Below are 6,324 nucleotides of genomic sequence, written 5' to 3' on the forward strand. Positions count from 1 at the left end.
TGGTCCTCACTCACATTCTCGACCGCTGGTCAGCCTAACGCCGCGACGCTCGAGCCGCCCAGCTGTCCGAAGAACCCCGATCCGGCCGCGATATCATCCCGGCATGGGATCGAAGCGGGGTAGGAATCCGGGCCAGAAGCGGGCAGCAAAACAGCAGGCACGCCAGCGGAGGAACCGCTCGACGATTGTGCCGATGTTTCCCACTCCCGCCGTCGACCCGGCGCTTATCGACAACTTCGTCCAGTGGCTGCATACGGGCGATCTCCCCGTGGACACGGATCTCTTCGCGCACCTCGTCGAGTCGACACTTACCAACCTCGCACGCGGCCGCCGCGGATTCCGCGCCACCGGCTGGCTCCCCGCGGACGCGCACAACCTGCTCGATGTCGCCGACCAAGTATCCGCAGAAGCTGCCGACGACGTCGAGGACGTCGCCATGGCGATCGTCGCCTCGGCCCTGACCTTCCTCAACTATCTCGACGAAAACCGGCTGTGGACCGGCACCGAGGACAACCTCATTCATTGCATCGAGGACCTCATCGAATTCCTCGAGCCGCAACCATCCGTCCTCCTTCCCGACGACATCGCACTTCGCGCCGTCGACGAAGGAGACGAGCTTCGCGCACTCGCCTCGCTTCCGGTGATCACGACCCTTGCCGCACTCGTCGAGTGGGTCGGCACGGGCGCGCCCGTCACCTCCACCAAGGTCCCCAAACCCGTCTCGCTTCCCGATCTCGCTCGCGCATTGGGTATCGATCTCGCCGTCGACTCCGAGGGGTTTCCGCGTGCGCGGAAAATCCGCTCGATGCGCGACGTACCCGAAATGTTGGAGTATTGGGAAACCGCGAAAGAGGTCGGTCTCATCACCGTCAACTCCACGCGAGCGGTCCCCGGACCGAACGCAGAGCTGATCACCGACCGCACGACCCGCGCGCTGCCGCTGATTCGGGCAGCTGTCACCGAATACGTCCGCAGGCAACTCGTCACGGGTCAACGTCATCCACTCGACCCCACGCATCTCACCGATATCGTGGTGATCCAGGTGATCTTGGCGGGGATGACAGAGGAGCCCACTGCCAGCTCGGAAGACGCGCCGTTCGATGACGAGCAATCGCTGATGGATGACTTCGTCTACGACCGTTTGGACACGCTGGTGGAACAGAAATGGCTGACCAGGGATGACGCGTACCGAGTTCCAGCCGCGCTGCAGCCTGCAGTCCTTCGTGCCGTCCAACTCGCGAATGCAGAAAACGAGTACGCGGCATCCGGAGGGCTGGATTCACACATTACCGTGCGGATCTCGCTGGAAGGCACGCACATTCCTGTCTGGCGTCGCATTCGACTCGATGCCGCGCTTCCGCTCGCCGCTCTCCATGACATTGTCCAGTCGGCGTTCGGGTGGGAAGACTCTCATCTCCACGAGTTCTCCGCCGGACCGGCGTACTCGGGCGGCGAAGTGTTCATTCCCGCGGCCGACATCGCGCACCGTGATGTCGTGGGTACTGCCGTCCCGGAGGAGGAGGTCGCGATCGGTTTGTTGCTCAGCTCGGTCGGCGACTGTCTCACCTACCTGTACGACTTCGGTGACGACTGGATCCACCACATCGAGGTCGAGTCGGTCGACAACCCTGCACCCGACTCCCCTGCCGCGCTCTGCCTCGATGGACACAATATGGCGCCCTACGAAGATTCCGGCGGGCCGTGGGGCTGGGCGAACAAGATCGAAGCCAGCGCTGACCCGCATCACGAGGAACACTCCGAGATTCGGGAGTGGCTCGGCCTTCGCCCAGGTCAGCAACTCGATCCGACATCGTTCGATCGAGCCCGGGTGAACAAAGCCTTGGAGACGTTGTTCGTGTAAAGGGAGCCACCCGCGTCGGTGTCCGCGCATCACGGGCGGACACCGACTCAGACGTAGTTCTCGAGAACGAACTGGGTGAATCCCTTGCGGATCAGGCGCACGGCCTGCTTCTGCCCCTGACGCAGCACGGACTTAGGCACCCACACCTTCGGTTCCACCGCCATCGTGAGCTGAACCGACGTCCCGCGCGTGGTGGGGACCAGTCGGTACTCCCCTTCCTGGCACTTCTGCTTCTCGCTCTCGAGGAGCGTCCACGACATGTGCTCGTCCCCGATCCACTTGTGCTCGGCGAGCTGAGTGTCCGAGACGCCGAGAACGGCGAGCGTCATCCGCACGGTGCGAGGGCGTCCGTCGTCGAACCGGGACTCAACGACCACCTTCTTGTGCACCGCCGACCACTCGGGGATGCGTTCGACGTCCACCAGCGCGGCCATGACCTGTTCAGGGCTCGCCTCGATCTCGAACTCGCCTGATACCGACAACGCCATCTGGTGCTTCTCCTCCTCGTTTCCGGGTGCCTACGTGAGTGGCGATGCGTCCTCCAGCACGCTTTGCCACTCACCTGGCCTACAGTTCGGACGCGTAGCGCTCCAGCATGGCAGCAAGTTCCCCGGGGCGCGCGAGTGCCGCGAGATGGCCCGAGTCGATGACCTCCGGTGCGATACCCAGCCGCTCCCGGACGATCCGCTGCATGAAGTCGAGCGGAAACAGCCGATCACGACTGCCGGCGACGACCCGCGTCTTCACGAATGGCCACGCCTCCGCCTGCCACACCGTCCCGAACGGGGTGTCCGACATGACCGGCTCCTCGTGGCTGAACGCCTCCTCGGTGACGTCGTCGGGCACGTCGTGGAAGAACAGCGCCCGCAGGTCGTCGGGTGCGTCCGGGTCGCGGCCCTCCGATAGGTCGAACGCCCGCTTCGCCGCCGGCTGACCGGTGGTCTCCCACCACCGCCCCGGCGCCTCCCCCGGCGCGGGCAGCATCGGTGCCACCAGAACCAGCAGGTCGACGTCGACCTCGCCGCGCTGACAGACGATCGCCGCGGTGAACGCGGACATGGACTGCGCGACCAGCACGATCGTCCCCTCGACGTCCTCGACCGCATCGACGACGACGTCGGCGAACTCGTACTGGCCCGCGTCGTCGTCCCCGTACGGGAGGTCGACGGCGATCACCGAGTGCCCGCTCCCCTCCAGGATCGGCGCGACGCGGTGCCAGTACCACGAGTCGGAGCCGGCGCCGGGCAGCAGAACGAAGGTTGCGGGCATCTCGACTCATCTCCTGTTCCGGGACACGAACGGTCGAGATGAGCCTAAGCGCTACGTGAGCGGGAATGCGCGTCCGAGGACACTTTGCCACTCACCTGTGGGAGTGAAACGGCAGCGCAGTCGGCGGCGATACACACCATAGATCGGACGAGTCGCTCCGATCGTGCCGGGAACCACCACACACGACGAGAACCGAGCTGACATGTTCACCAACCATCTCTTCGGCGGAATGACCGATGAGGAAATCGACATCGAGATCGCCGACGAGTTGGCGGCCTGACGCAGTTCCCCCGTACGTGAGTGGCGCCGCGCACCCCGGCACACCGCGCCGCTCACGTACGAATCGCGTTCATGCTCAGCACCGGTCGGCCGGTTCACCCCTCCGCACGGCAGCCATCGCCAGCCTCTCGAGATCGTCCGCGGAGTATCCCGGCCAGCCGTGCAGCATCCGGCGCCACCGGTCCGGGACCGCCGACGCACCCCACCGGGCACCGAGCAACCCACCCGCGATCGCCGCGGTGGTGTCGGTGTCGTTGCCCGCCCGGACGGCCCGCTCGAGGGCCAGCCGAAGGTGATGCGGCCCCGAATCGTCGGCGCCGCTGATCGCCCACCACGCCGTCTGCAGGGCGTGAACCACCCAGCCGTTCTTCGGGAAGTCGGCGGGTGTGCCGCGTTCCGCCCGGTCGAGCAGCGGTCCCCAGAACTCGCCGACCTCAGCGGGCACCACCTGCAGGTATCCCCGCACCCCGTCGAACGTCCCGAACAGCACCGCGTGCCGGATCGCGTGGGACCACAGCCGGCACGCCTCTCCGGCGCGCTGATCGTCGTGGGTGAGGGCACCGATCTGGTACGCGGCCTCGGTGCACGCCTCGGCGTCGTCGAGATACGCCAGCGCGACCGGGGCCGTCCGCATCAGCGAACCGTTGCCGCCCTTCCTCCCCGTGATGCTGCGTGCCCGCTCCTGCATGGCCGCGGCCGAGCCGTCGCGGGCCGACAGCACGGCGCGCGTCTGATTGCCGACGTCGGGCGGGTTCGAATCGATCCACCGAACGAACTGTGCAGCAACGGCATCCAGTCCGTCATCCCGGCCGATATCCACTCCGGACGCTGCCACCTCCGCGACGGCTACGGCCATCGATGTGTCGTCGGTCCACTCCCCCGGCGCCCAGTCGAACATGCCGCCCCCGACCATGTCGATCACCGCATCGGCCGCCGGGGTGGTGAACTCGTATCCCGCCCCGAGCGCGTCGCCCGCGGCGGTGGCAATCAATACGCCTGCGGCTCGGTCGGTCTGGCGTTCGGTCAACTTCACAAATCCCCCTTAGATCGAATTCGCTCCAATATTAGAGCACTATCGATCTAACATGCAAGACTTCTGCGTGTCGGCACGTCGGCGTAGCGTCACGTAAACACTGTCGACGGAGGAGTGCTCATGTCGGGCGAACTGTCGTTCTTCGAACTGGGTGTGGCCAACACGGAGCAGGGCCGAAAGTTCTACTCGGCGTTGTTCGGCTGGGAATTCGAATCGGGACCCGGCGGATCGGGATATTCGATCGCCACCCCGAACGTGCCGGGCGGGATCCACGGCGGCGACGAGGGCGCCGGCCCCTACGTCTTCTTCCGGGTGCCGGACCTCGACGCCGCAGTCGAGCACGTTCTGGCACTCGGCGGCACAATCGACGCCGTGGATCTGGGTGACGATCCCGAGTCGGTAGCAAAATTCGGGCGATTCAAGCTCTGCCACGACGACCAGGGGTCCGCCTTCGGTCTGCACGAACCACCCTCCGGCAACTGAATCAGCGCGCCCGGAACGAGGTTCCCGGACGCGCTGATTCGGATCGATCGGTTACGGCTCGTTCGGTGAGTCGCCCCCGCCCTCGTCACCCCGGTCTCAGTTCACGACCGAGCTACACGACGGCCCACTGCCTCGTGTGAACGATCACCGCCGAATCAGGGATTGACCGTCCGGCCTTGATCGTCGTTGACCGGCGGCTGCTGCGCGGAAAGACCGTCGTCGGGGCCGTCGCACCAGTTGTCGAATTGGTTGTACGGATCGGTGCCCCACGCCGGGACGTTGTTCTCGTACGGTTCCGCCCAGTCGTCGCACCCGATCGGACCATTCTGCGGGAACCCGGGTGGCATCGGCTGAATGACATCCGGCCTGCGCACCGGCACCGCCGAGTCGAGACTGCCGCCCCAGGCGACACCGGACGCTCCCAATCCGATCGAAGCCGCGAACACTGCCACCGCGGCGACCCTCCTACCCATTCTCATGATTGCCTCCGTTGGTTTCATGGCCTCCCAGGCTGCGATACCCAGAAACCCGAAAAACAATCCTCGACGAGGGTGTTTCGTCCAGAAAATTCGACGATCAGTCGGTTTCGGGGCGGCAGCGCACGTACATCTCGGTCACCGACGTCAGCACCTGCTTGCCTGACCCGTTGAGAATCTCAGTCGCTACGGTCACCAACGCCCGCCCACGACCGTCCTGCTTCACGTCCTCGATCAGCAGGTTCCCGGTCAGCACGTCACCCGGCCGCACCGGCCGGAGGAAGTTGACGTCGCGCATCCGGCTCCCTGCGATGACGCTCCAGCGCGCGTAGAGAGTGGTCGCCGACAGTCGCTGACACACCGCAATCGTGTGGACACCACTCGCGATGAGCCCACCGAAATAGCCCTCGTCTGCGGATTCACGGTCGATGTGGAACGACTGCGGATCCCACTGCCCCGCGAACTCGAGCACCTCCTCCTCGGTCACCGTGTACGAGCCCAGCTCGAACCTCTCGCCGACCCTGAGGTCGTCCGCATAGACGACGTCAAGCTTGCTGTCCACCACAAACCGTCCGATCATTCGCTCGCGCCTCCACCAACACGGAGACTCCGTCGAGGATATGACCGCACGACGGCTGCAGCGACAGCGCCCTGCCGCCGGCCGCAGAAGACGATCGTTAGACAGTATGAGGGTATGGGCTGGGGCCCACTCCACATGTGAACGTGGGTTGCCGACAGGAAACGGGTCCTGGCCGGTAGAGCCACAAGATGTGGGAGGCCCCAGCAATGAATCAGCGTACGAGTGTCGGATTGGATGTGCACGCACGATCGGTCGTCGCGTGCGGCCTCGACGGGCGGACCGGTGAGCTGTTCGAGCGCCGATTGACGCCCGATCATCGCGACATACTCGAGTGGATCCGGTC

Annotated in this window: 7 protein-coding genes and 1 pseudogene; 3 read left to right on the top strand and 5 right to left on the bottom strand. The window is 65.3% G+C overall.

Annotation, left to right across the window (positions count from 1 at the left end; genetic code table 11):
• The first annotated feature begins 193 nt into the window (after positions 1-193).
• Positions 194-1,861 carry a plasmid pRiA4b ORF-3 family protein gene (locus AC1DWT_RS36830; RefSeq protein ID WP_241031297.1) on the top strand — a complete coding sequence of 556 codons (1,668 nt, stop codon included), beginning with the start codon at positions 194-196 and terminating at the stop codon, positions 1,859-1,861.
• A 47-nt stretch (positions 1,862-1,908) separates the two neighbouring features.
• Here AC1DWT_RS36830 and AC1DWT_RS36835 read toward each other — a convergent pair whose 3' ends face one another.
• The 3 genes from AC1DWT_RS36835 to AC1DWT_RS36845 all read right to left on the bottom strand — a co-directional run bounded on the left by AC1DWT_RS36835 (position 1,909) and on the right by AC1DWT_RS36845 (position 4,442).
• Complete coding sequence (locus AC1DWT_RS36835) at positions 1,909-2,349, bottom strand: SRPBCC family protein (protein WP_206012898.1); 441 nt, start codon at positions 2,347-2,349, stop codon at positions 1,909-1,911.
• A 79-nt stretch (positions 2,350-2,428) separates the two neighbouring features.
• Positions 2,429-3,130, bottom strand: a complete 702-nt coding sequence (locus tag AC1DWT_RS36840; protein WP_206012899.1) for an alpha/beta fold hydrolase — start codon at positions 3,128-3,130, stop codon at positions 2,429-2,431.
• 355 nt (positions 3,131-3,485) lie between these two features.
• Positions 3,486-4,442 (bottom strand): ADP-ribosylglycohydrolase family protein, encoded by a 957-nt coding sequence (locus tag AC1DWT_RS36845; protein WP_206012900.1) that lies wholly within the window; start codon positions 4,440-4,442, stop codon positions 3,486-3,488.
• 120 nt (positions 4,443-4,562) lie between these two features.
• Between AC1DWT_RS36845 and AC1DWT_RS36850 the strand changes: the two genes are divergently transcribed.
• A complete protein-coding gene (locus AC1DWT_RS36850) occupies positions 4,563-4,925 on the top strand; it encodes a VOC family protein (RefSeq protein WP_072944180.1) in 363 nt (120 codons plus the stop codon).
• A 155-nt stretch (positions 4,926-5,080) separates the two neighbouring features.
• Here AC1DWT_RS36850 and AC1DWT_RS36855 read toward each other — a convergent pair whose 3' ends face one another.
• Together AC1DWT_RS36855 and AC1DWT_RS36860 are read right to left on the bottom strand one after the other, a co-directional pair.
• Complete coding sequence (locus tag AC1DWT_RS36855) at positions 5,081-5,404, bottom strand: hypothetical protein (protein WP_095865841.1); 324 nt, start codon at positions 5,402-5,404, stop codon at positions 5,081-5,083.
• Positions 5,405-5,501: 97 nt separating this feature from the next.
• Entirely contained in the window at positions 5,502-5,981 is a 480-nt protein-coding gene (locus AC1DWT_RS36860; RefSeq protein WP_206012901.1) for a MaoC/PaaZ C-terminal domain-containing protein, read from the bottom strand.
• A 206-nt stretch (positions 5,982-6,187) separates the two neighbouring features.
• On the opposite strand from AC1DWT_RS36860, the pseudogene AC1DWT_RS36865 reads away from it, so the two are divergent.
• Positions 6,188-6,324, top strand: a pseudogene (locus AC1DWT_RS36865) (IS110 family RNA-guided transposase); the annotation flags it as partial.

It is taken from the genome of Rhodococcus sp. P4_B6 (genome assembly GCF_056402215.1).